This window comes from Microcoleus sp. B6-A1 (genome assembly GCF_036705085.1).
In the GTDB taxonomy this organism is placed as follows: Bacteria; Cyanobacteriota; Cyanobacteriia; order Cyanobacteriales; family Microcoleaceae; genus Microcoleus.
Window position 1 is genome coordinate 1 of sequence record NZ_JAUBTU010000070.1, and the last position, 21581, is coordinate 21581.

General features: G+C 43.7%; 20 protein-coding genes and 1 pseudogene. 7 read left to right on the forward strand and 14 right to left on the reverse strand.

Going from position 1 to position 21581, the window contains the following annotated elements:
* From QUB11_RS22475 to hisH, 8 genes and pseudogenes are all read right to left on the reverse strand, one after another.
* Window positions 1–194, reverse strand: a pseudogene (locus QUB11_RS22475) (hormogonium polysaccharide biosynthesis glycosyltransferase HpsP); the annotation flags it as partial.
* 47 nt (window positions 195–241) lie between these two features.
* Window positions 242–421: a hypothetical protein gene (locus tag QUB11_RS22480; RefSeq protein ID WP_333202283.1), complete on the reverse strand. Its 180-nt coding sequence runs from the start codon at window positions 419–421 to the stop codon at window positions 242–244.
* On the reverse strand, window positions 418–765 hold the full coding sequence (locus tag QUB11_RS22485; protein ID WP_333202284.1) for a hypothetical protein: 348 nt from the start codon (window positions 763–765) through the stop codon (window positions 418–420). The genes QUB11_RS22480 and QUB11_RS22485 overlap by 4 nt, the downstream gene beginning before the upstream one ends.
* A gap of 41 nt (window positions 766–806) precedes the next feature.
* Complete coding sequence (gene hpsO / locus QUB11_RS22490) at window positions 807–1976, reverse strand: hormogonium polysaccharide biosynthesis glycosyltransferase HpsO (protein ID WP_333202286.1); 1170 nt, start codon at window positions 1974–1976, stop codon at window positions 807–809.
* 31 nt (window positions 1977–2007) lie between these two features.
* On the reverse strand, window positions 2008–2982 hold the full coding sequence (gene hpsN / locus QUB11_RS22495) for a hormogonium polysaccharide biosynthesis glycosyltransferase HpsN (RefSeq protein WP_333202288.1): 975 nt from the start codon (window positions 2980–2982) through the stop codon (window positions 2008–2010).
* A 186-nt stretch (window positions 2983–3168) separates the two neighbouring features.
* Window positions 3169–4629, reverse strand: a complete 1461-nt coding sequence (gene glmM, locus QUB11_RS22500; protein ID WP_333202290.1) for a phosphoglucosamine mutase — start codon at window positions 4627–4629, stop codon at window positions 3169–3171.
* 257 nt (window positions 4630–4886) lie between these two features.
* Window positions 4887–5429, reverse strand: coding sequence for a 16S rRNA (guanine(966)-N(2))-methyltransferase RsmD (gene rsmD / locus QUB11_RS22505; protein ID WP_333202292.1), 543 nt, complete (start codon window positions 5427–5429; stop codon window positions 4887–4889).
* Between the two features lie 276 nt (window positions 5430–5705).
* Window positions 5706–6341, reverse strand: coding sequence for an imidazole glycerol phosphate synthase subunit HisH (gene hisH / locus QUB11_RS22510; RefSeq protein WP_333202294.1), 636 nt, complete (start codon window positions 6339–6341; stop codon window positions 5706–5708).
* Window positions 6342–6474: 133 nt separating this feature from the next.
* Between hisH and QUB11_RS22515 the strand changes: the two genes are divergently transcribed.
* Entirely contained in the window at window positions 6475–6981 is a 507-nt protein-coding gene (locus QUB11_RS22515) for a pyroglutamyl-peptidase I family protein (RefSeq protein WP_333202297.1), read from the forward strand.
* Between the two features lie 51 nt (window positions 6982–7032).
* Here the strand turns inward: QUB11_RS22515 and QUB11_RS22520 are convergent, their stop codons facing one another.
* From QUB11_RS22520 to lgt, 4 genes are all read right to left on the reverse strand, one after another.
* Window positions 7033–7515, reverse strand: a complete 483-nt coding sequence (locus tag QUB11_RS22520; RefSeq protein ID WP_333056840.1) for a flavin reductase family protein — start codon at window positions 7513–7515, stop codon at window positions 7033–7035.
* 153 nt (window positions 7516–7668) lie between these two features.
* On the reverse strand, window positions 7669–8547 hold the full coding sequence (locus QUB11_RS22525; RefSeq protein WP_333256568.1) for a dienelactone hydrolase family protein: 879 nt from the start codon (window positions 8545–8547) through the stop codon (window positions 7669–7671).
* A 58-nt stretch (window positions 8548–8605) separates the two neighbouring features.
* Window positions 8606–9385, reverse strand: a complete 780-nt coding sequence (cobM, locus tag QUB11_RS22530) for a precorrin-4 C(11)-methyltransferase (protein WP_333202301.1) — start codon at window positions 9383–9385, stop codon at window positions 8606–8608.
* A gap of 120 nt (window positions 9386–9505) precedes the next feature.
* Complete coding sequence (lgt, locus tag QUB11_RS22535) at window positions 9506–10399, reverse strand: prolipoprotein diacylglyceryl transferase (protein ID WP_333202303.1); 894 nt, start codon at window positions 10397–10399, stop codon at window positions 9506–9508.
* 308 nt (window positions 10400–10707) lie between these two features.
* Here lgt and QUB11_RS22540 point away from each other — a divergent pair, with 308 nt between their 5' ends.
* The 6 genes from QUB11_RS22540 to QUB11_RS22565 all read left to right on the forward strand — a co-directional run bounded on the left by QUB11_RS22540 (window position 10708) and on the right by QUB11_RS22565 (window position 19650).
* Window positions 10708–11775, forward strand: coding sequence for an acyltransferase (locus QUB11_RS22540; protein ID WP_333202305.1), 1068 nt, complete (start codon window positions 10708–10710; stop codon window positions 11773–11775).
* A 108-nt stretch (window positions 11776–11883) separates the two neighbouring features.
* Window positions 11884–12993 (forward strand): 23S rRNA (adenine(2503)-C(2))-methyltransferase RlmN, encoded by a 1110-nt coding sequence (gene rlmN, locus QUB11_RS22545; RefSeq protein ID WP_333202307.1) that lies wholly within the window; start codon window positions 11884–11886, stop codon window positions 12991–12993.
* Between the two features lie 121 nt (window positions 12994–13114).
* Window positions 13115–14566, forward strand: coding sequence for a DUF3375 domain-containing protein (locus QUB11_RS22550; protein ID WP_333202309.1), 1452 nt, complete (start codon window positions 13115–13117; stop codon window positions 14564–14566).
* 13 nt (window positions 14567–14579) lie between these two features.
* The gene (locus QUB11_RS22555; RefSeq protein ID WP_333202311.1) at window positions 14580–15170 is read left to right on the forward strand and encodes a DUF4194 domain-containing protein; all 591 of its coding nucleotides are present in this window, start codon (window positions 14580–14582) and stop codon (window positions 15168–15170) included.
* A complete protein-coding gene (locus QUB11_RS22560; protein WP_333202313.1) occupies window positions 15151–18489 on the forward strand; it encodes an SbcC/MukB-like Walker B domain-containing protein in 3339 nt (1112 codons plus the stop codon). The genes QUB11_RS22555 and QUB11_RS22560 overlap by 20 nt, the downstream gene beginning before the upstream one ends.
* Before the next feature lie 12 nt (window positions 18490–18501).
* Window positions 18502–19650, forward strand: coding sequence for a Wadjet anti-phage system protein JetD domain-containing protein (locus QUB11_RS22565; RefSeq protein WP_333202316.1), 1149 nt, complete (start codon window positions 18502–18504; stop codon window positions 19648–19650).
* A gap of 118 nt (window positions 19651–19768) precedes the next feature.
* Here the strand turns inward: QUB11_RS22565 and QUB11_RS22570 are convergent, their stop codons facing one another.
* Both QUB11_RS22570 and purN read right to left on the reverse strand, forming a co-directional pair.
* Entirely contained in the window at window positions 19769–20878 is a 1110-nt protein-coding gene (locus tag QUB11_RS22570) for a class I SAM-dependent methyltransferase (RefSeq protein WP_333202318.1), read from the reverse strand.
* Complete coding sequence (purN, locus tag QUB11_RS22575; RefSeq protein WP_333202320.1) at window positions 20871–21542, reverse strand: phosphoribosylglycinamide formyltransferase; 672 nt, start codon at window positions 21540–21542, stop codon at window positions 20871–20873. The genes QUB11_RS22570 and purN overlap by 8 nt, the downstream gene beginning before the upstream one ends.
* Between the last annotated feature and the right edge of the window lie 39 nt (window positions 21543–21581).

Sequence of the window (21581 nt, forward strand, 5' to 3'; positions counted from 1 at the left end):
TGATAACCGCTTTGTTTTATTGGTTGATTTAAAGGAACATCTAAAGGAAGTTGACCGATATCTCCGTTAGAATCTGTAGTGATAATTGTGACATCAATGCCTTGGGAAGCGAGGGCCGCAGAAAGTCTGAGTACCATTTGACTCGGCCCGCCGTAGACGAGGGAAATTGAGGGGATAATTTGGAGAATCCGCATGAGGGATAGTTATTTAAATCAACATACCAACATCTCCCATTACAAATTTAATTATCTGCAAAAGGCTGCCCGTCTAGCTGTTCAGCTTCCTCTCTTTTTGTTGCTGTAATTTGGGTATTGTGAGCCATTGTCTTGGAAAATTCATACATTTCACTGGCTTTGGCTTCCGCAGCTTTCACAATTTCCAGGATTTCCTGGAGTAGGCTTTCATCAGGTAATTGTTTCATGGCAATGCTTCTAATCTCTCCACTACTTTGTCAATCATAATTCTCGATTCGGGAGCCATCTTTAGCAAAGCTGCTAAATAATCTCCGGCTTTTTGAACATCTTCATCCGGCACACCAGCCATCAATACATTGCCCACAATGTGCTCTGCTTGTAAGCGAGTACCTGCTACGTTGAATTGAAAATTGGTGATGGAAGAAAAGTATTGCATCAGTATTTCATTCTGGGGAAAAAGAGACATGGCTCTTCTAAGTGCAAAAAGTCCCTGCGTTGCTTGGCGCTCGCTATCGTCTAGTACCTGGTAGAGCTCGTCAACCAAAGAGCGTATCTCGGAAGGAATAGACATTTACCAAAGTTATTATTTAACACTTGCATTATAGCTAAAAGTTACAACAATTCTTTGTAGAATTCCAACAACTGCTCAGCTAAAGCTTGATTAGTATAATTGCTCATCGCTCTATGATAACCCCGATCGCCCAAATCGGCCGCCAACTCCCGCCGCTCCATTAATTTCTGCAAACACTCTCGCAAAACCCCTGCATTTCCTTCGGGGAATAATAAGCCCGCATCGCCGATGACGTGGGGAATTTCCCCGCAGTCGGAACCAATAACCGGAATGTGACAAGCCATCGCTTCAATTAAAACGTGACCAAATTGTTCTTTCCAGCCCACAGTGGTCAAAGTTTTGAATTTATAGCTGGTTTGCGAGGGCAATACCAAACAGTTCATTAAGTTAATGTAAGGGGGAATTTCTTCGTGGGAAACGCTTTCTACCCAGATTATTCGGTCGCTGATTCCCCATTCAATACATTTTTCGGCGAGGTGCGTCCGCAATTTTCCTTGTCCTACTAACAGCCACTTCCAAGAATTTTTTTTCAACCCTGCCAAGGCTTCAGCTAAAGTCAACAATCCTTTTTCTTCGACAAATCGCCCTACAAATCCTACCACAAAATCGGTCTGTTCAATACCGAACCTGCGCGATAAATCAGCGTCTTTACCAGTGTGGCGAAACAAAGCTTCATCTACTCCGAGTTGTGGCATTACTTTTACCGCACCTTGATAGCCCCGCTGCCGCAAAATTTTAGCTCCATCTAGGTTGCCTGCAATAATTCCGTCGGTGTGCTGAAGATTGTAATTTTCTAAGACTGAAATCGGCCAATTTAATTGATAAGGCAAATTCCACCAAGTAAATAATATATTTTTGGCTTGCATTTTGAGCAGTTTGTTTAGTAGAATCAACTGAGCGCAAGCAATAGATTTTGAACCTTGTTCAACTTGAATTATCTGCGGTTTAATTTTCTGCAGAACTTCAATTAAATCTGTACCAAAAGTTAGCAAGCCTTGATTATTTTGACTAAAGTTGGAGACGGGGACTACTTTAAATGAGCCTTTTTGATAAAATTGCGTTTCTATAATTTTATTTTGTACGCCTCCCGGTTTCCAACGCTGCGGCACTACAACTGTTACTTCAATATCGGGTTCTAGGTTGGCTAATATCTTGAATTTTTCCCGATTAATGTCCACAATATAGGTGTGACTAGCCACGAGAATTCTCATTTATTGGGAAGGGCGAATGGGGAATAGGTAATTATTGATTATTAATCTTGTCTTGATGGCTATAACTTTGTCCATCATTCCACAGAGATTGAATTACTGTATTTATAGCACTGAGAAAACCCAGGATATAAAAAGCAAATCTAGTTATAATTTTAATAGGCGAGGCGCTTTTATAACAAGGTGGATTTCCCAAAACGTGGCAGTCAAAGAGTTTGGCAAAAAATCGCAGGCATTGAAAGGCTGTTAAATTTTTCAATCCCATGAGGAAATGGTTGTGATAAAATGTGATTTGATACTCGATCGATCGCGTGCTGACATCGTGACAGCCCCCGCTCTCTTCCCCCAAGTGAACTAAACAGGCATTGGGATCGTACCAAATTTTCATGCCAGTCGATCGCAATCTCAAACAAAAATCCGACTCCTCCCGCACCGCACTCCCTGCAAACCGCTCGTCAAACCTCAGCCCGCATTCGGCAAAAACCTGCCGGCGAAAAGACATATTACAGCCTCTAGCCGATAGCACCTGCTGGGGTTTGACTGTATGCACCAAATCGATAAAATACCAGGCAATGCCAGCATCCATAGCTTCTGAGGGCAAATATTCGATCGCCAAATCGCCTCCAGAATTATCGAGTTTCATTCTGTCAAAAACCCTGCCCGCCACACATCCCACATCGGGTTTTTCTAAATAATTGTCAGCGTGAGCCGCCAAAAAACCATCTGGCAATTGTACATCATCATCAATAAATAAAATAATTTCTCCAACTGCGCGCCGCACTGCATAATTTCGAGCCGCCGGTAAACTCGCCCAATCTACTCTAAACCAGCGAATTTGGCCAGCATTTGCCAATTCCTCTAAATAAACTTGAGTTTCCGATTCGTGGGTGCGAGTTTGATCAATTACCAGCACTTCAAAATTCGGGTAATTTTGCCTAATCGCATCAGCCAATGTCTCTCGCAGAGGTTGCTCGCGGTTGTAGGTAGGTATCACAACAGAAATCATCATCACACAATTGAGTGAAAATAAAGTTAAGGGTAGGCAGGATGCCTGCCCCCCTCGTTATTTTTGGAGAAGTTGATTAAAACTCGAAATTAATAGTTAGAAATTTTGATTTATGAATTTTGAATTAAAAGATTTCAACTCAAAACTCAAAACTCAAAATTCAAAAGTTCTAGCACTTCCCCATTTCCATCAGATAGCGATGTGTTGCTGAACGGCTAAAACTAAATTTTCAGTCCAGAAATTAGCCAATTCGGCGCTGGCCGCTTCCACCATAACTCGGATTAGCGGTTCAGTGCCAGAAGCGCGAACCAAAACCCGTCCCTGTTCTCCCATTGCTGTTGTAGCACGATCGATCGCACTTTGCATTGCCTCGCACTCGTGCCATTTCAGGCGTTTTTCGCGATCGTCCACCCGAATATTTCGCAACAACTGCGGATAAGTTTGGAAACTGCCACTTACCAATTGTGCCAAAGATTCCCCGGACTGGCGCACCAGCGAAGCCAAATGCAAAGCTGTCAGCAAACCGTCGCCGCTGACACCATAATGCGGACAAAGAATGTGTCCAGACTGTTCGCCGCCCAACATCGCACCAGTGCGCTGCATTTCAGCGTGAACGTACTGATCTCCCACGTTTGTTCTAGTTAGTTTGCCCCCCAATTCTTCCCAAGCTCGCTCGAAGCCGAGGTTAGCCATTACAGTAGAAATAATTAAATTGGATGGTAACTGTTCGGAGTCGCGCAACTGCCGGCCCCACAGATAAAGAATGTAATCGCCGTCAATCGTTCGCCCTTGGTTGTCAACACACAAAACTCGATCGGCATCGCCGTCAAAAGCAAAGCCCAAATCGGCATTGTGTTCCAAAACAGCCGCTTGCAAACTGTCGAGATGAGTAGAACCGCAGTTAACATTAATACGATCGCCATCAGGAGAGTCGTGCAAACAGATAACATCCGCCCCCATTTGCGCGAACACCGCCGGCGCCAAACCCGCGGCCGCCCCCCAAGCCAAATCCAAAACTATCCGCATTCCCTCCAAATTCATCTGTTGCAGCGAATCACAGAGCGAAGTGGCATAATCTTTAACCAACTCAGACCGATGGTAGTGGTGTCCCCAACCCAAGCTAGAAATTGGAACCTTTGCCCCTCGGATTCCCGCTTCGATTTGTTCCTGCAACTGCTGCGACAGCTTCGATCCGTTTGAGCCGAAAAATTTAATGCCGTTGTCTTCTGGGGGATTGTGAGAAGCCGAAATCATCACTCCGCCGACCGACTCCGAAACGCTTGCCAGATAAGCAACGCAGGGAGTGGGACACAATCCCAAATTCCACACTTCCAAACCGGCGGCCGTCAAACCCGCTGACAGTGCCATTGCCAGCATATCGCTGGAATTCCTGCTGTCTTGTCCCAAAATCACAGGGCCCTGGTTGGGGGAATGTTGCCGTAGAACTTGTCCAGCCCAGAAGCCCACTTGCAGGGCTAGGGGTGCATTCAGCAATTCTCCAACTTTCCCGCGAATGCCGTCTGTGCCGAAGAGTTTGGTATTGGGCAGGGGGAGGCTATCTCCCAGCAGAATCGTATCGCGTTTGACTGGCTGTACCGAGTTAGCAGCCGGAAACTCGCTGCCACGAGGGCGCGAAGGTGTCTGAACCATATTCACTCCTTTAGGAATATTCACACTCACACTTTGGGTTCATGTTACAACTGAAAGTCTTTATTTTCAGCCTAAACTCCATTTATTTCGTCGATTGCTTTGGCAACTTGCTCTGACAACCTACGCCCAAAGCTTAACTTCATCGGAAAAATTTGTATTGTATCCAAGGGAAAAACTTTTAGTACCGGGGCGCGCCAACGCCATGAAACCGGGTTTCTTTCTGCGTCGAGGAGTGAGGCTGCTGCTGTTTGAGGCTGTCAGCCACTGCGTGTGTAGAAGGTTAATGCTGTATTGCCGTATATTTTATGGCGGCAAATTTCTAGGCCGGAAATCGGTTGTATCGATCGCTCCGGGCTGTGTTCGATCGCGATTTCGCCGAGGAGTGCTAGCATTTCTTGGCTGGCGATCGTGTTTAACACAGGTTCGTACAAGTCGCTGGCGTAGGGCGGATCGAAGTAAATGCGATCGAACTGCTGCCCCGCTAGTGTTGCCAATTTCGCCGTCGCGTTTCCCCGCAGTATTTGGAATGTTTGGGATGAGTCTGCTACTTGCTCCCAGTTTTCGCGGATAATCGCACAAGCTTTCGCCGACTGTTCGATGCCTGTGACACTCGCGGCTTGACGACACAAAGCTTCTGCACCCATCGAACCGCTGCCGGTACAAATGTCAAGCCATCTGCAATGTGCGATCGTCCCTTGCCAAATATTAAATAAAGCTTCTCTGACTCGCGAAGGTGTAGGGCGAGTTGCGAGTCCCGGCAGGGTTTTGATTTGGCGATTGCCACTGATTCTTAAAGTCATTTAGGAAGAAGGAAGTTCGGCAACGGATTTTGTAACGGATGTAACGGATGTAACTCACATCTTGCACCATTCTCAAGAACAGGCTTTTCGGCCCGTTCCACAAAGAGTGAATTTTCTTGTGGAACAGGCCGAAAAGCCTGTTCCTAAACAAGTAATTGAGAATGGTGCAACATATCAGATGTAACGGATTTCAGGAAGAGGCAATAAGGAAGAAGACTTTTAAAAATGTCAAACCCGGTTTCGGCAATCTACCGGGTTTTTTAAGACTCATGCCACCTAAGCAGGTACTTTTTCCCTCACCAGACTGACAAAATTTGACAGCATTTGCAATCCCGTACTCGAAGACTTTTCCGGGTGAAACTGCACGGCCATCAAATTGTCTTTAGCTATAGCCGCCGTCACGTTTTGACTACCGTGAGTCACAATTGCCGATCGCACTTCCAAATCAACTGGATCGACATAATAAGAATGCACGAAATAAACCCAAGGATCAGACGGTAAATTTTCCCACAGCGGCAAATCCGGCCCAGGAAATTCCAATTGATTCCATCCCATGTGGGGAATTGTCAAACCAGGTTCCGAGCGAAATCGGCGCACTTTTCCGGCAATAACGCCCAATCCCGGTTCTACGCCTTCTTCGGAACTTTCAAACAGAATTTGCAAACCCAAACAAATGCCTAAAAAAGGTTTTCCCGATGCGATCGCCCTTTTTATCGGTTCTATCAAATTGCGCGATCGTAAATTCTGCATTGCCGGGTCAAACGAACCAACTCCCGGCAAAACCACCGCATCAGCCTGCTCGATTATAGCAGGAGAATCTGTAATTTTTGGCACTGCACCCACATTTTCCAAGCCTTTACAGACCGAGTGCAGATTGCCCATGTCATAGTCCACTACTGCAATGACAGACATTGACTTACTTGCCTTATATTATCAATATCAGTATTATTGCATACAATTAGTCATTAGTCATTAGTCATTAGTCAACAGTCAACAGTCAACAGTCAACAGTTAACAGTTAACAGTTAACAATCCCCCATCATTTATGACAACCAAAATCCTGCTAACCTCATTTGATACTTGGCTTCCACATCAGCAATCCAACTCTTCGGACGACTTATTAGCCAAGATTTCCCAGAGAAAATCTTTGCCTGATTCCCTGATTTTTTTGAGGAAACTGCCAGTAGATTTCCAGCTAGCACCGAATTTGGCGATCGCCCAAATCAACCAACTCCAACCCGACACTATTATCTGCTGCGGCATGGCCGAAAGTCGGCAAAAATTAACCGTAGAATCCTGCGCTTGCTGCGATAGCGACATTCTGAAAACCGCAGTTAATCTCGAACCGCTAGTCGCTGATTTAGCTGCAACAGAAATCAGTCACGAAGCCGGAAAATTTGTTTGCGAAGCCCTGTATTATGCAGTTTTAAAACACCTTGCAGATTCTCAACTTAGCACCAAATGTATTTTCGTACACGTACCAATTTTGACCGAAGAAAATGCCGACAAAATTGTCGCCGATTTTTTATTAATTTTAACTCGCCTCCCTTAACAACTGACAACTGACAACTGACAACTGCCAGTTGCCAACTGCCAGAGGTCTTTAGCCGCCGTAATTCCAACCGGTGCTTTCTAGCAGCAACGGATTGCCTTCTCGGTGGACGCCGGCTGCCAAAACTTCTCCCACATAAACCGTGTGATCCCCGTGTTCCACAGCCCCGACAACTTTGCACTCGATGTAACCCAGAGAATCCGAGATAATCGGACAACCAGTTTCCGCGCCCGGATAAAATTCTACATCCTCAAATTTATTGCCAACGCGGCGCTGCTGCTTGAAGAATTTCTGGGCTAATTCTTTCTGTCCCGCTTCTAGGAAACTCAAAGCAAAGACACCGCTGGCTTTGATCATGGCGTGGGATTTGGAGTCTTGCTTGACGCAGTTGACAACTAAGGGAGGGGTAAAGGAAGATTGCATCACCCAGCTAGCGGTGAAACCGTTGACTTCCTCCCCGTCTTTGACACCGCAGATGTACAATCCGTGAGGGATTTTCCGCAAGATGGTCTTTTTAGCTTGTTCGTCTAGCACGGGCTTACCTGTTCGATCGATAATTCTACATCGCCCAGTTTACCTTTTGGAGGGCCCACAAACCCAACTGTCTTCAGGGCTATTCGCTAATATTGCCTTTTTCGATCCCAAACTTGACACCAGTTTTAAGTCAAAATTAACAACTCACAACTATCAAGAAACTCCATACTTTTTAAACCAATCTTGCATCCGTTTCCAAGCATCCTCAGCTTCTTTTTCCCGGTAACTGGGGCGATAGTCGGCGTTAAAAGCGTGCGGCGCATCTGGATAAAGCACAATTTCCGAACCACTGCTGCCAGTTTTGAGAACTTCCTGCATTTTCTCAACTGTATCGTTGGGAATTCCCTCGTCTTTGCCGCCGTAAAGCCCCAAGACAGGCACTTTCAAACTGGCTGCAATGTCGATCGGCTGTTTGGGAGTTAAAGCCGTAGAATCGCCAACCAAACGCCCGTACCAAGCCACTCCAGCTTTGACTTTCGGGTTATGGGAAGAGTACAGCCAAACAATTCTGCCACCCCAGCAAAATCCTGTAATTCCCAACTTATTAATATTGCCTTTTCCTGACTTTTGTGCCCAATCTACGGTTGCATCTAAATCGGACATAACTTGCTCGTCAGGAACTTTCGAGACAACTTTACTCCTAATTTCTTGAATGTCGGTCATTTTAGAAACATCACCTTGACGGGCAAACATTTCTGGGGCGATCGCTAAATAACCTAATTTTGCCAAACGGCGGCAAATATCTTGAAGGTGCGCGTGAACTCCGAAGATTTCTTGAATTACTAAAATTACTGGAAAATTGCTGCCGCTGGCTGGCATTGCTCTGTAGGCTGGAATTGAGCCGTCTTTTACGGGAATTTTTACCTCACCGGCAACTAAACCAGCAGCATCCGTATTGATAACGGCAGCCGCAATAGGATGAACTGCTAAGGTAAATCCGGCGCTTAATGCGGTGACAATGATAAATTGTCTGCGAGTTAAATCTTTCATCGGGAATGGGGAATGGGGAATGGGGAATGGGGCATTGGGCATTGGGCATTGGGCATTGGGAATTGGGCATTGCAACTGCCAACTGCCAACTGCCAACTGACTACTGACGGAAAAGCCGATCGTGATCTGGATGGTACAAGCGCGATCGCCCTTGTGCTGATTTTCCCAACGCCGGACTAATCACATACATTGTCGTTCTGAGCAAATTATTTTCGCGGGTAGCAACTGCCATTTTGTCAAGGGGAACTAGCACAATTTTTTCATCTGGCCAGCCCAACCGATAACAAATCGCTACCGGCAAATCAGATGGGTAATGTTCCATCAATTTAGCTTGAGCTTTTTCGACATGGCGGGCACTCAAATACAGGCACAAACTCGCTTGATGAGCCGCTAAACTCGCCAATTCTTCGCGTTCCGGTACTTCGGTTCTGCCGCTAATTCGCGTCAAAATAATTGTCTGCACAACTCCCGGAACTGTCAACTCAATTTTAAGTTTAGCCGCTGCAAGTTGGAAAGCGCTAATTCCCGGAATTACCTCAAAAGCAATTCCCTCTGAAGCCAAAGCTTGCATTTGTTCGCCAACAGCCCCGTAGAGACAGGGATCGCCGGAATGGAGGCGGACGACGCTTTTACCGGCCTGCACTCGTTGCACCATCAAAGGTACAATCTCTTCGAGGGTCTTATCCGCAGTTTGAATAACTTCAGCATCTGCGCGCACCCCCTGCAAAATTTGCTCTGGGACTAGCGAGTCAGCAAATAATATGACATCGGCTGCAGCCAGTAATTTTTGAGCCTTAACAGTCAACAAATCCGGGTCTCCCGGGCCTGCACCTACAATGTATACCCCTGGAATTAGGGATTTAATCTCTGTCAAACTCATGGCTGCTAAAAAATTTGCTAAATTTACGGACGCTTCCGGATGTACCTATTTTGGTTGGAAGTAAGAGATGGTAGATGCACCCTGGTTTTGAACCCTAGAGACTAACCTCTCTGGGGTTTTTTATTGATCCTCTGGGGATTTCTGAGTGATCTTTGCCCGATCGCTATTGGGGGAGACAACATCGGGTAAAGGTCGATCGAGCAAATAAAGCCAAGCTAACCCGCCCAACCCTAAAACAATCCCAGTCAAGCTTACCATCTGTGCCGTCCGCAGCGGCCCGAACATCAAACTATCAGTCCGCAACCCTTCAATCCAGACTCTACCGGAACTGTAAGCTGCGATATAAACCAAAAATAAAGCACCAGTTTTCAAGCGGATTTTGCCCTGCAAATCGCGAAAAAATAAAGTCAGAAGCAACCCAAATACTGTCAAATTCCACAGGGATTCGTAGAGAAATGTGGGGTGGAAGTATTCAAAATTAGCGTAGGCGGGCGGGCGACTGTTTGGCGGAATATAGAGTTTCCAAGGCAAATCCGTAGGACTGCCAAAAGCTTCGGAGTTAAAGAAATTTCCCCAGCGTCCGATCGCCTGACCGAGAATTGCCGAAGGCGCGATTAAATCTGCCAATTGCCAAAAAGAAACTCGCTGAATTTTCGCAAAAATTAAAGCTGCGATCGTGCCACCCAAAATCGCCCCGTGAATGGCAATTCCGCCTTTCCAAATCGCAATAATATCTTCAGGCCTCTGGGCGTATTGCTGCCACTCGAAAGCCACGTAATAAATTCGAGCACAGGGAATAGCGCCCAAAACCAGCCAAATTGCCAAATCACCCAATAATTCCGGGTTGACGCGGCGTTTTTGAGCTAAGTATTGGGACAGACTGACCCCAATCAAGACGGCCGAAGCTATCAACAGCCCGTACCAGCGGATGGCTACGGGGCCAAGTTCAAAGATAATTGGGCCCGGCGATGTAAATTGAAACGCTAAGGGCAGAGCAAGAATATTTAGCACCATAAAAGTTGCATTAATTGTGTTGGAAAGCTGTCAAATTTGCATACCATTGAACAAACTACAGAGTTTATTTTAGGTGGCTGCGGTCATTTAGATGCAATTTTTGGCAAAATTCCCCAAAAATTAACCTTATTGTCGAGATTTTTGTTATTGCAACCTTGTTGACGTGGCACGACGCACTGAAGGGGTACACTCAGAATCACAGAATTACCTTGAAATGCGTCCAGGAATATCAGAGCCAGTGGGCCTGGACATACAAAAACTATTGGTGTTAATATGCTATTATCAAAAAAAGATTTTTTTTAATTATCATGGCACCATCCAAATTTTACATTCCTTCCTTGGACGGAATGAGGACGATTGCTTTTGTCATTGTCTTTTTATCTCATGCAGGGGCTACTAAAATTGTCCCGGGAGGCTTTGGGGTAACAGTATTTTTCTTTCTCAGTGGATATTTGATCACAACTTTGCTGAGACGTGAATATGAAAAAAACCAATTCATTAATTTAAAACATTTTTATTTACGACGCATTGTGCGAATTTGGCCGGGCTTTTATGTAGTCTTATTCCTAGGGGCTTTCTTGACATTGATAGGTGTACTTGAAGGGGAAATCCAACTCCCAGGTTTTTTAAGCCTGGTTCTACATTATTATAACTATTATGAAACTTTTGCTGGTGGCGAGGGAATACCTCCGGGTACTAATATATATTGGTCTCTGGCGGTGGAGGAACACTTCTACTGTCTTTTCCCTTTTCTCTACATAAGTTTAGTCAAAAGGGGTGTGAGTCCCAAAAGGCAAATGTTAATTTTTTGGGGAATTTGCTTAGCTATTCTAATTTGGAGATGTGTTCTAGTGTTGGGCATGGGAGCAAATGAATATCGCATCTATCATTTATCAGATACGAGAATAGATAGTATATTGTTTGGCTGTGCATTAGCGGTTCATGGCAACCCAGTATTAGATCCTCCCTATGGCTCGGATAGACTGTGGAAGTATTTCGTACTACCAGGAGGAATTACTATACTTCTTTTGTCGTTTCTATGTCGTTATCCTGAATATGAACTTACATTGCGTTACACAATTCAAGGTATTGCACTACATGGTCTTTTTACTGCTGCTATCCGTTTTCCCGATTGGGGAGTATTTCAAATTCTCAATTGGAGTTGGATGCGGTTTATTGGTTTGCTTTCCTACTCGCTTTATTTAGTACACGGTATTGTACTGGAAGCGGTTTCTCTTTATTTACCTCAAATTTCTGTTCCTTTGCAAGGAGTGATGAGTATGCTGATTTGCTTTATATTAGCCTATGCAATGTATAGGTATATAGAGCTGCCATGCGGAAAGCTACGCAAGCACTTGTCATCCTCATCAAGTTAAGTGCCAGAAAATATTTACCAAGTCTATTTTCGCCAATTTCGTCACCGCTCGGCAGCTTTGGCCGAGAAGTTTTAAAATAGAGGGTGGCTTTAAATTTTCTGATGACCTATGTCTCCTACTTCCGTTTCTCAGGTGTACTCTTCTGGTAATTCCAAGGGTGCGAATCAGTCTCGCAAGACTGCTGCTTTGGCTGTTGAGTCGGGTAAAATTCCGCCCTTGCTGGGCGCGAGTTTAGCTGAGTTAACGGAGTGGGTGCAGCAGCAGGGACAACCGGCTTATCGCGGAAAGCAGTTGTACCAGTGGATTTATGAGAAAGGTGCGCGATCGATCTCTGACATTTCTGTATTCTCGAAACAGTGGCGCGAGACAGTTGCTAAAATCCCGATCGGGCGATCGACTATTCACTATCGATCGGTCGCACCAGACGCCACGGTAAAGTATCTCTTAAAATTGGCAGACGGTCAAATCATTGAAACTGTCGGCATTCCCACCGATAAACGGCTGACTGTGTGCGTCTCAGCCCAAGTTGGCTGCGCGATGGGCTGCGACTTTTGCGCTACCGGGAAAGGCGGTTTCAAGCGCAATTTAGAAGTAAACGAAATCGTCGATCAAGTTTTGACTGTACAGCAAGATTTTGGCCGCCGAGTCAGCCACATCGTATTTATGGGAATGGGCGAACCGCTGCTGAATTTCGATAATGTGGTAGCTGCTGTCAAGTGTTTGAATCAAGACGTGGGAATTGGACAGCGAAACATCACCATTTCCACAGTCGGAATTCGCAATCGCATCAGCCAACTAGCCGAACATCAACTGCAAGTTACCCTCGCCGTCAGCCTCCACGCTTCCAATCAAAGATTGCGCGAAGAGTTAATTCCTAGCGCCCGCCCTTATCCTTTGGGTGAGTTAATCGCAGAATGTCGGGAATATGTGCGATCGACTGGGCGTAGATTGAGTTTTGAATACGTACTTTTAGCAGGTGTGAATGACTTACCGGAACACGCAGCCGAGTTAGCAACTCACTTGCGCGGTTTTCAGTGTCACGTCAATTTGATTCCTTACAATCCGATTCAGGAAGCTGAATATAAGCGACCTACTCCCAATCGAATTAACAGTTTCGTTGCGACTTTGAAGGAAAAGAAAATTGCAGTTAGCGTGCGGTATTCTCGCGGCTTAGAAGCAGATGCAGCCTGCGGACAATTGCGGGCATCCGAGGTTTAAATTTTAAGAGTGTATGAGTTATGAATGGTGAAAAAAACATATTCACCATTCATAATTCATATTTGCCAAGGGTTAAATGCTAATCGGACGACAATTAAATCTATAATTTAACGCTGGGCATATGAAACATAACCAAATAGAAGATGATTTAAAAAACGAGCCTAGCCTCAAACTTTTAAGAACTGACAACGCACCTTTAATTATCAGTTTTTTGTATCGCGAGTTCAAGTCTTCAAATCGGATTACGGTTTCCCAATCACAACTGGTAGAAAAACTTGAAAATTATTTGGAGAAGCTGTGCGAAGATCGACCGGAACTATATCGTGGGAAAGCACAGACTTACCTGGATACTTGGTGCAACAGCGATCATCAGTTCTTGAAGAAATATTATCAGACGAAGAATGACGATCCGGTTTTTGAACTTACACCGGGTACTAATCGGGCGATTGGTTGGCTGGAAGATTTGAAGAGGAGAGAGTTTATTGGCACTGAATCACAGTTTTTAGAGATATTTTCCCTTCTCAAAGAAATTGTCACCAAAAGTACAGAAGATCCAGCAGCGCGTTTAGACGAATTAGAAAAACAAAAAGCAGCCATTCAGAAAGAAATCGACACAATCAAACAAACTGGTGAGGTTGAACGCTACAGCGAATCTAAGCTCAAAGAGTGGTTTCTAAAAGCTAATGATGTGGCCCGCCGACTCCTTGCTGATTTTGGAGATGTCGAGCAAAATTTTAAAGAAATCACGGACAAAGTGAAAAAGGCACAGCTAAAAGAGGAGGGGGGAAAGGGGTTAGTTGTGGCACAGGTAATTGAGGGGGATGAAGACATTAGGAAATCCGATCAGGGGCGCAGCTTCTATGCCTTCCAAGATTTTCTGAGAAATCCTTCTAAACAGGAAGAATTGGAACAACTGATTAATGGGGTATATGGCTTGCCAGAACTTCAAGATTTGGGTCAAAAAAATCCCATACTCCGAAGAATTAAACGCAGTCTGATTCAAGCTAGCGACAAAATTATTAAATCTAATTATCGTCTTGCCGAACAGTTGCGAAAAATGCTGGTCGAACAGCATATCGCCGAGAACAAACGAGTAATTGAACTGATTAAAGAGATTAAAAATTTAGCACTTGTGGCGATCGATAATCCTCCCAAAAATGAGGAATTTATTTGGATAGAAGGCGACCCGGAAGTGCAACTGCTGATGGAAAGACCGTTGGGTAAACCAACAGAAAATCGGAATTTTAAAAACTACAATTTGAGCAAAGCAACTGTTGATCTACCGAGGGAACAAATTGATGCTTTGCGAAATTATTGTTATGTGGATGAGGAAGTATTGAAGCGGCAGATTGCAGCAACATTGGAGGGCAAAGATTGGGTAACGCTAGCTGAAGTAATTGAGAAGTATCCGGTGGAAAAGGGTTTGTCTGAAGTAGTTGCTTATTTGGCGATCGCCTCTCAAGACACAAAACACGCGATCGATGACTCAGCGAGCGATCGCATTACGGCAAGTTCCTTTGACAAGCAGAACATCCTGCACCTGACACTCCCACAAGTTATTTTTAAAAGATAAACACAGCAAATTCATGATGACAAACGAGATTATCGCATCCTACGCACCAGCACTCATCAAATTACTACAGGGTATCCTGTATGAAGATGAAGATAAGGATGATTGGGGTGAGCTATTGAAGAATGAAAAAAACGTCAGAGAATACTTTGGAAAAATTGGGCTGAGACTTTATTTAGATGAAGCGGAAGGATATGCTTTTTTACAGCAGCCAGATGGTGACGATGGCGACGAGGAAGCAAAGAAAGTGCCCAGGCTGGTTAAGAGAGTTCCCCTGAGCTACGAAGTTACGGTACTATGTGTTTTATTACGCGAGAAATTGCTAGAGTTTAATAACAGCACCTCTGATTCGGATCGCTGCATTGTGTCTAAACATCAAATTCACGATTTGATGCGTCCGTTTTTTCCAGAGCAAACTGATGACCCAAAGCTTTTGAAAAAATTTGACGAATCGATCAATCGAGTTGTCAAGTTGCACTTTTTGAAAGAGTTAAAGAATAAAGAAGGCGAATATGAGATTCGCCGCATCCTCAAAGCTAAAATTCCCGCTGAAACATTGACGGATATCAAAAAAGGGTTAGAAGCTTATGACAAATCTAATGCTTGAATTTGAGAGTGACAATTCCAAAGCTGGATATCGCTTGCATCGGCTGGAAGTATTAAACTGGGGAACTTTTAAGCAGGGTACGATCGCACCCTACGGTAAAACTTCCTTCCTCACCGGGGCCAATGGTTCCGGTAAATCGACTTTGGTTGACGCACTACTGACACTATTAGTCCCGAATGGAAAGCGGAATTATAACTTAGCTTCAGGTTCAGGAAAGCGAGAGCGAGACGAAAGGACATATGTACTCGGAGCCTACAGCACAATTAAAGCTGAAGATGACTACAAGTCTAAACTGCAGTACCTGCGTACCAAAGATGATTATTCAGTTTTACTCGCTTATTTTTATAACGAAGGATACAAACAGAACGTCACTCTGGCTCAGGTTTTGTATGTAAAAGAGGGAGTTGAAAAGTTGTTTCTGGTTGCCCACGGCGAACTGAGTATCGCCGAACATTTCAATGACTTTAAAACTTTACCAGAGTTAAAAAAGCAGTTGGCATCTTTCCCGAAAGTAAAAATTGAACAATTTCACACATTTGCTGACTACAGCAAAAGATTTCGTAAAATTTTTGGTGTGGAATCGGAAAAAGCTTTCGATTTATTCAATCAGACTGTCAGTATCAAAGAAATTGGCAAATTAAATGACTTTGTGCGCGGTCATATGCTGGAAAAAACTAATGTTGAAAATACAATAAAAGAGCTGATTGAGTATTATGAAAATTTAACCTCTTCCCATGAAGCAATGCAGAAAGCCAAGAAACAGCTAGAGGTTTTGAAACCGCTAATCGCTGAGTCTGAAAGTTACGAAAATGTCAAATATACTCTGGATGATTTAAATAAAGTATGGCCAATTGTTCCTGCCTATTTTGCTCAGCGTAAAATAGGTTTGTTGCAGAAAGCTATTGCAGAAAAACAACAGGAACATACTCAAATCAGCCATAATTTATCAGAAATAAGCCGACTTTTAGAAGGCTTCCGACAGCAAGAGAAAGACTTGACAGTCGCTATAGAAAATGATGAAACCGGACGGAAAATCAAAGACTTAGAACGGGAAATTAAGTTTTTAGACAGTCAAATAGCTAATCATCGACAAGCAGCCGAAAAATACGATGGAATTGCTAAAGGTATAGGATTTCCAACTTACAGTGACCTGGATACATTTAATAGTTCTATAATCCAAGCAAGGGAAACTCAATCAGGTGTTGATGTTGAACTGGAAGAATTAAAAACCCAACGCGACGACAAAAAAAATAATGAGAAGCAAGTTAAAGATAGTTGCACTGAGTTAAATCAAGAACTGCAATCTTTAAGACAGCGAAAAAATCAGATTCCTGCTGACAATTTGCGAATCAGAGAAAAGATATTAAAATATTTGGGAATTGCTGAGGCGGAAATTCCTTTTGTGGGCGAACTGCTGAAGGTAAAGGATGGAGAGCGCCAAGAATGGGAAGGGGCGATCGAAAAACTGCTGCACAACTTTGGACTGCAACTCTTAGTTCCTGAAAAATACTACCATCAATTCAATAAACATGTCGATCGCACTAACCTGCATGGCCGCGTCGTTTATCAGAAAGTTGACAATAAAAATTTAGATTTGGTCTCCAAAAACTTAGATGATAATTCCTTGTTTAACAAATTGGAGATTAAATCTGATACTAAATATACTGCTTGGCTGGCTAGTGAAGTATCAAAAAATTATGGTAGCTGCATCTGTTGTCAAGATTTAGATCGCTTCGATCGGGAAAATTATGCGATTACAAAAAATGGCTTGATTAAGAAGGGTAATAGACATGAAAAAGACGATCACCATTCCATCAATGACAACAAAAGAAGATCTATTTTGGGGTGGGATAATTCTAAGAGAATAAAGGATTGTGAAGCTGAATTGAATGAGCGTAAAGCAGAGCTTAGTCGAGTAGAAAAAGCTATACAGGATATTGAAACACAACAAAAAGAGCGCAACAGGCACAAGAATCTGCTAGAACAGTTATTGGGATTCGATGATTTTTCTGCGATCGACTGGAAACCGCGCGCGATCGAGAAGCAAACGCTAGTAGAGGAAAAAGAAGAGTTAGAGGGTAATTGCGATCGTTTAGAGGAGTTGAAGAGAAAACTAGCTGATGTCAGCGCCGACATTCAGAACAACGAAGCAGCTAAAACTAAAGCCAACGGAGAAATGGCTCTTCTCGATCGCGATATCGAGCATTACCAAAAACAGAGCGCTGAATGCGAAAAATGCTCAAGTTTATCGACATCCCAAGAGATTCAGACTTATACTCCTGATATTGAAGAGAGTTTCAGCAATCAAATTCTGACCCTCGATAACATTGATAGTTTGAAATATCAAGTAAAGGAGTCTTACCAAACTCAAATAAGCGACGCCAACAACAAGTTAAATTCTCTGCGAAACAGCATTGAAAAAAAGATGAGTAGTTACAAGGGGGACTATCCCGCAGAAACTGCAAATGTTGACGCATCAGTAGAATTTATCCCTGAGTTCAAGGGAATGCTAGAAAAAATCGAACGAGATGATTTACCCACACAGGAACAAAGGTTTAAAAAACTGCTTGATGAGAAAATTAATAGCGCTATTTATAATTTTAAAGATACTTTAGAAGAATGGGAAAGTGACATTAAAGACAATATTTACGATCTCAATCAATCCTTAAAAATGATTGAATATACACCCTTGACTTATATACAAGTCCAATGGGATGCCAACGGAGAAAACCAAATTAAGGAATTTAAAAATCTCTTAAAAAAAGGTTTGTGCTATGCTGATGTAGGGGTGGAGCGAACTTCGGAAGCTGACGAAGCTAGCTTTAAAAAAATTAAAGAGCTGATCGATCGCCTCCAGTCAGATGAGAAGTGGACAGCAAGAGTCACCGATGTGCGTAATTGGCTCAATTTCTCAGTCAGCGTCAAGAATAAAGCCGACGATACGGAGAGGGAATATCACTCGGACTCTTCTGGAAAATCGGGCGGGCAAAAGGCTAAATTAGCTTACACTATTCTAGCGTCAGCTATTGCCTATCAATTTGGATTAGTACAGGATGAAACTAAATCTCAATCATTTCGTTTTGTGGTGATTGATGAAGCTTTTAGCAAGTCAGATGAAACAAATGCAAGGTATGCGATGGATTTATTTAAACAATTAAATCTTCAGCTTCTGGTAGTGACGCCCAAAGACAAAATTCAAGTTCTTGAGCATTATGCAGGAGCTGGTTACTATGTTGAAAACAGTATTGAAGAGAACGACTCCAAGGTTTATAATATGTCCGTAGACAAACAGCCTCTCGGACAAATTGCTTCAAATTAACTGCGTCTGTTGATGATTACCCCCGAAGAAATCAGAAAAAAAGCCGATCGACTATATATTCCCTTCCTGCAATCCTTGCTCCAGGGAGAACCTTTTTTCCCGCGAGATTTTCCCGCTGGCAAAATTCCCGACGACTACCTGAAGCTAAGAGATGCTGTACAGCAACTTCTGAAAGGCTCAAAAAAGTTCGTTGGCTACGGGTATCAAGTTGAGCTGATCCAGCGGAAAACTCGCAAATTTGATCTCCAGTCTTTACCATCCCGAATTACATTTGAAACAGAGACAGATTATCTCAAATTCCTGAATAAGGAACCTGAATTTGCTGATTTTAAACAAGTTGTAGCAAGGATTAGAAAGGAAATTCCTGATTTGAATATCTGGCTCAATCAAAATCCTCAAAAAGTAATCAATCACTTAGGGAAATGGGAGAATTTATTGCCTGCATGCTTGTATTTTCAGAACCATCCCAAACCTCAGCTTTATCTTCGCGAACTACCGATAAATGTTCACACTAAGTTCATCGAACAAAATAAAGGTATTCTAAATGAATTGCTGTCAGCTATCCTGCCAGATGATGCTATAAATCAAGAAGAAAATGATTTTGAAAAGCGATTTGGTTTGCGATATGCTGAGCCATCGGTAACTATCAGAGCTTTGGATCGAAACCTACAGGTGAAGCATGGCATTAGCACCTCCCAGATGAGCATACTCATTTCTGATTTTGAAAGTCGCAATCTTCAAGGATACCGCTTTATTATTACTGAGAATCTGATGAATTTTCGCACCTTACCTGATTTAAACAACAGCTTTGCGCTGTGGGGAAAGGGGTTTAATGTAGCTATTTTAAAAGATGTTGAGTGGCTAAGGCATTGCCAAATAATTTACTGGGGCGATTTGGATGCCCAAGGGTTCCAGATTCTTTCGCAGTTAAGGTCTTATTTTGATCAAACAATTTCTGTTATGATGGATCGAGAAACTTTCGATACATTTCAGGAATCTGCTGTGCCGGGAACATTGTGCAAGGTTGCTAACTTACTTTACCTGACACCGGAGGAGCATGATTTATTTGCTGATTTATGCAAGCAAACAATTCGTTTAGAACAGGAAAAGATACCGAAGGATTTTGTAATTTGCAGGTTGAATAATTTGACCGATCGGTAATATCGTTTCCGGTGGCATCGGAATCATATATTTGGATGAAATCGCGTGATCCCCGCTCGCATTACCTAATTCCGATGCTACCGGAGATGATATAAGCCCAGATAAAAGAAACAGCTCTTTACAAGCGTTTAACAAGTATCCACCGCAACTCTAACGGCGGTGTTTGTTGCACCGAGAATAAATCGCGCCCCGTCGCCCAACTGACAAACCAAGGTGTCGGCGGCCACGCCGACTCAGGCAAATGTTTTTGTTCGTATTCAATCACAGATTCATCAGAAATAATTTCTAACGGCAAACCCTCTATTGCTGCTTGCAATTCTTGTCTGGTAATCAGATAAGACCAACACAATTCAGACATTTGTTTTGCCATCTCGTCGGGTTCGTACCCATCTACTGCTAAGAAAGCACTGAATAAGATAAACCCGCCACTTAACACGGCATCTGACATTTTGCCGAGGAAAAGACGAATTTGTTCGGGGTAGCGGAAGTGAGAGAGAACTTCGGTAGCAATCGCTAATTTGTAGCGATAAGTTTTCATCCTCAGTAATGGGTCTAAAACGTCGCCTTGGGTGACATTTATCGGCAAGTTTTCGGCGGTTGCTGCGGATGATAGTTTCTCGGCAAATATCGGTGTTAGTTCGATCGCATCCACAGAATGACCTAACCTTGCTAAAGGCAGACTATTGCGCCCTGGGCCCGCACCAACATCTAAAATAGGTGCTTTTCCCGGTTCGCCTAATTCGGCGGCAATGGCGATGACTTTGGCATCGGGATGGCTGCCGAATAAAGGTTCGGGGCGAATATCCGGCCAGCTATGATATTTCTGGGCCATTGATTCGACTTGAATCTTGGTATTCAGAGTAATGCCGCCGGCTAAACCGGTTTGGGAATTGGCGGGAAAATAGGAGACTATTAGATTAGCGTGGGGGGAATTTTTGAATCCTTCTGCTAAGGCATTGGCGATTAATGTTCGCAAGTTTTCGGTTTGGGCAGCGTCGATGTTTTGTCCGAGAATGTTTAAGAAGTCTGACAGTAATTTAAGATAGTCGTCTAGCATCGATGGCAAGCAAGGCAGATAGAATTCTCCCTTGAGGCCGATGCTTTTTTTGAGCCTTTCTTTGAGAATTAATTTCAGGCGATTGGAGTCTGTCAGCGGCGGGCCTGTTTCGGGTGATTCGCTGACGGGCAATTCGGGGATAGATGCGGCACTGGTAAGGTTTTTAGTCACAATCTTTTTGATTAGATTCAGCAATAAGTGCGATCGCACCGAGCATAATCTTGTGCTCTTGCACCTGAATTCTCGCGTGCAGCGTTTCTGCGGTATCTTCAGGCAATACGGGCACCGCAGCCTGCATTAAAATCGGCCCGCTGTCTACTTCTAAACGGGCAATATGCACCGTACATCCGGTGATTTTAACCTTAGCGGCCAGTGCTTGCTCGACGGCGCGAATTCCTGGGAAACTTGGCAGTAAGCTGGGGTGAATGTTAATAACGCGATCGGGAAAAGCATCAAACAAAACTTTGGTAACAATTCGCATCCAACCCGCCATCACTACCCATTCTACATCATATTCTTGAAAAGTTTTGACAATTTTTGTATCTAATTCTTCGCGGCTTTTGCAGTCGCGGTGATTGAGCAGAATCGAGGGAATGCCGTATTTTTCGGCTCTGGCTGCGGCTTTTGCTTCGGGGTTATTGTAAATTAATACTGGGATTTTAGCGTTGAGTTCTTGGTTTTGGATGGCTTGGGCAATTACCTCGAAGTTGCTGCCGCTTCCTGATGCTAAAACTCCTAATTTTAATGGAGGATGAGCCGGAGCGATAGAACTTTTGCCAATCTCAGGAGAAATCAGGCAGGCATTGGAATTAACAGATACTGGATTAGCGGTCATTCGATTTTAGATTTTAGATTTTAGATTTTGGATTGGCCC

Excerpts from the sequence above, each read along its gene's own strand:
- QUB11_RS22480 (WP_333202283.1), bottom strand. The coding sequence starts at position 421 with ATGAAACAATTACCTGATGAAAGCCTACTCCAGGAAATCCTGGAAATT.
- QUB11_RS22485 (WP_333202284.1), bottom strand. The coding sequence starts at position 765 with ATGTCTATTCCTTCCGAGATACGCTCTTTGGTTGACGAGCTCTACCAG.
- hpsO (WP_333202286.1), bottom strand. The coding sequence starts at position 1,976 with ATGAGAATTCTCGTGGCTAGTCACACCTATATTGTGGACATTAATCGG.
- hpsN (WP_333202288.1), bottom strand. The coding sequence starts at position 2,982 with ATGATGATTTCTGTTGTGATACCTACCTACAACCGCGAGCAACCTCTG.
- glmM (WP_333202290.1), bottom strand. The coding sequence starts at position 4,629 with ATGGTTCAGACACCTTCGCGCCCTCGTGGCAGCGAGTTTCCGGCTGCT.
- rsmD (WP_333202292.1), bottom strand. The coding sequence starts at position 5,429 with ATGACTTTAAGAATCAGTGGCAATCGCCAAATCAAAACCCTGCCGGGA.
- hisH (WP_333202294.1), bottom strand. The coding sequence starts at position 6,341 with ATGTCTGTCATTGCAGTAGTGGACTATGACATGGGCAATCTGCACTCG.
- QUB11_RS22515 (WP_333202297.1), top strand. The coding sequence starts at position 6,475 with ATGACAACCAAAATCCTGCTAACCTCATTTGATACTTGGCTTCCACAT.
- QUB11_RS22525 (WP_333256568.1), bottom strand. The coding sequence starts at position 8,547 with ATGCCCAATGCCCCATTCCCCATTCCCCATTCCCCATTCCCGATGAAA.
- cobM (WP_333202301.1), bottom strand. The coding sequence starts at position 9,385 with ATGAGTTTGACAGAGATTAAATCCCTAATTCCAGGGGTATACATTGTA.
- lgt (WP_333202303.1), bottom strand. The coding sequence starts at position 10,399 with ATGGTGCTAAATATTCTTGCTCTGCCCTTAGCGTTTCAATTTACATCG.
- QUB11_RS22540 (WP_333202305.1), top strand. The coding sequence starts at position 10,708 with ATGGCACCATCCAAATTTTACATTCCTTCCTTGGACGGAATGAGGACG.
- rlmN (WP_333202307.1), top strand. The coding sequence starts at position 11,884 with ATGTCTCCTACTTCCGTTTCTCAGGTGTACTCTTCTGGTAATTCCAAG.
- QUB11_RS22550 (WP_333202309.1), top strand. The coding sequence starts at position 13,115 with ATGAAACATAACCAAATAGAAGATGATTTAAAAAACGAGCCTAGCCTC.
- QUB11_RS22555 (WP_333202311.1), top strand. The coding sequence starts at position 14,580 with ATGATGACAAACGAGATTATCGCATCCTACGCACCAGCACTCATCAAA.
- QUB11_RS22560 (WP_333202313.1), top strand. The coding sequence starts at position 15,151 with ATGACAAATCTAATGCTTGAATTTGAGAGTGACAATTCCAAAGCTGGA.
- QUB11_RS22565 (WP_333202316.1), top strand. The coding sequence starts at position 18,502 with ATGATTACCCCCGAAGAAATCAGAAAAAAAGCCGATCGACTATATATT.
- purN (WP_333202320.1), bottom strand. The coding sequence starts at position 21,542 with ATGACCGCTAATCCAGTATCTGTTAATTCCAATGCCTGCCTGATTTCT.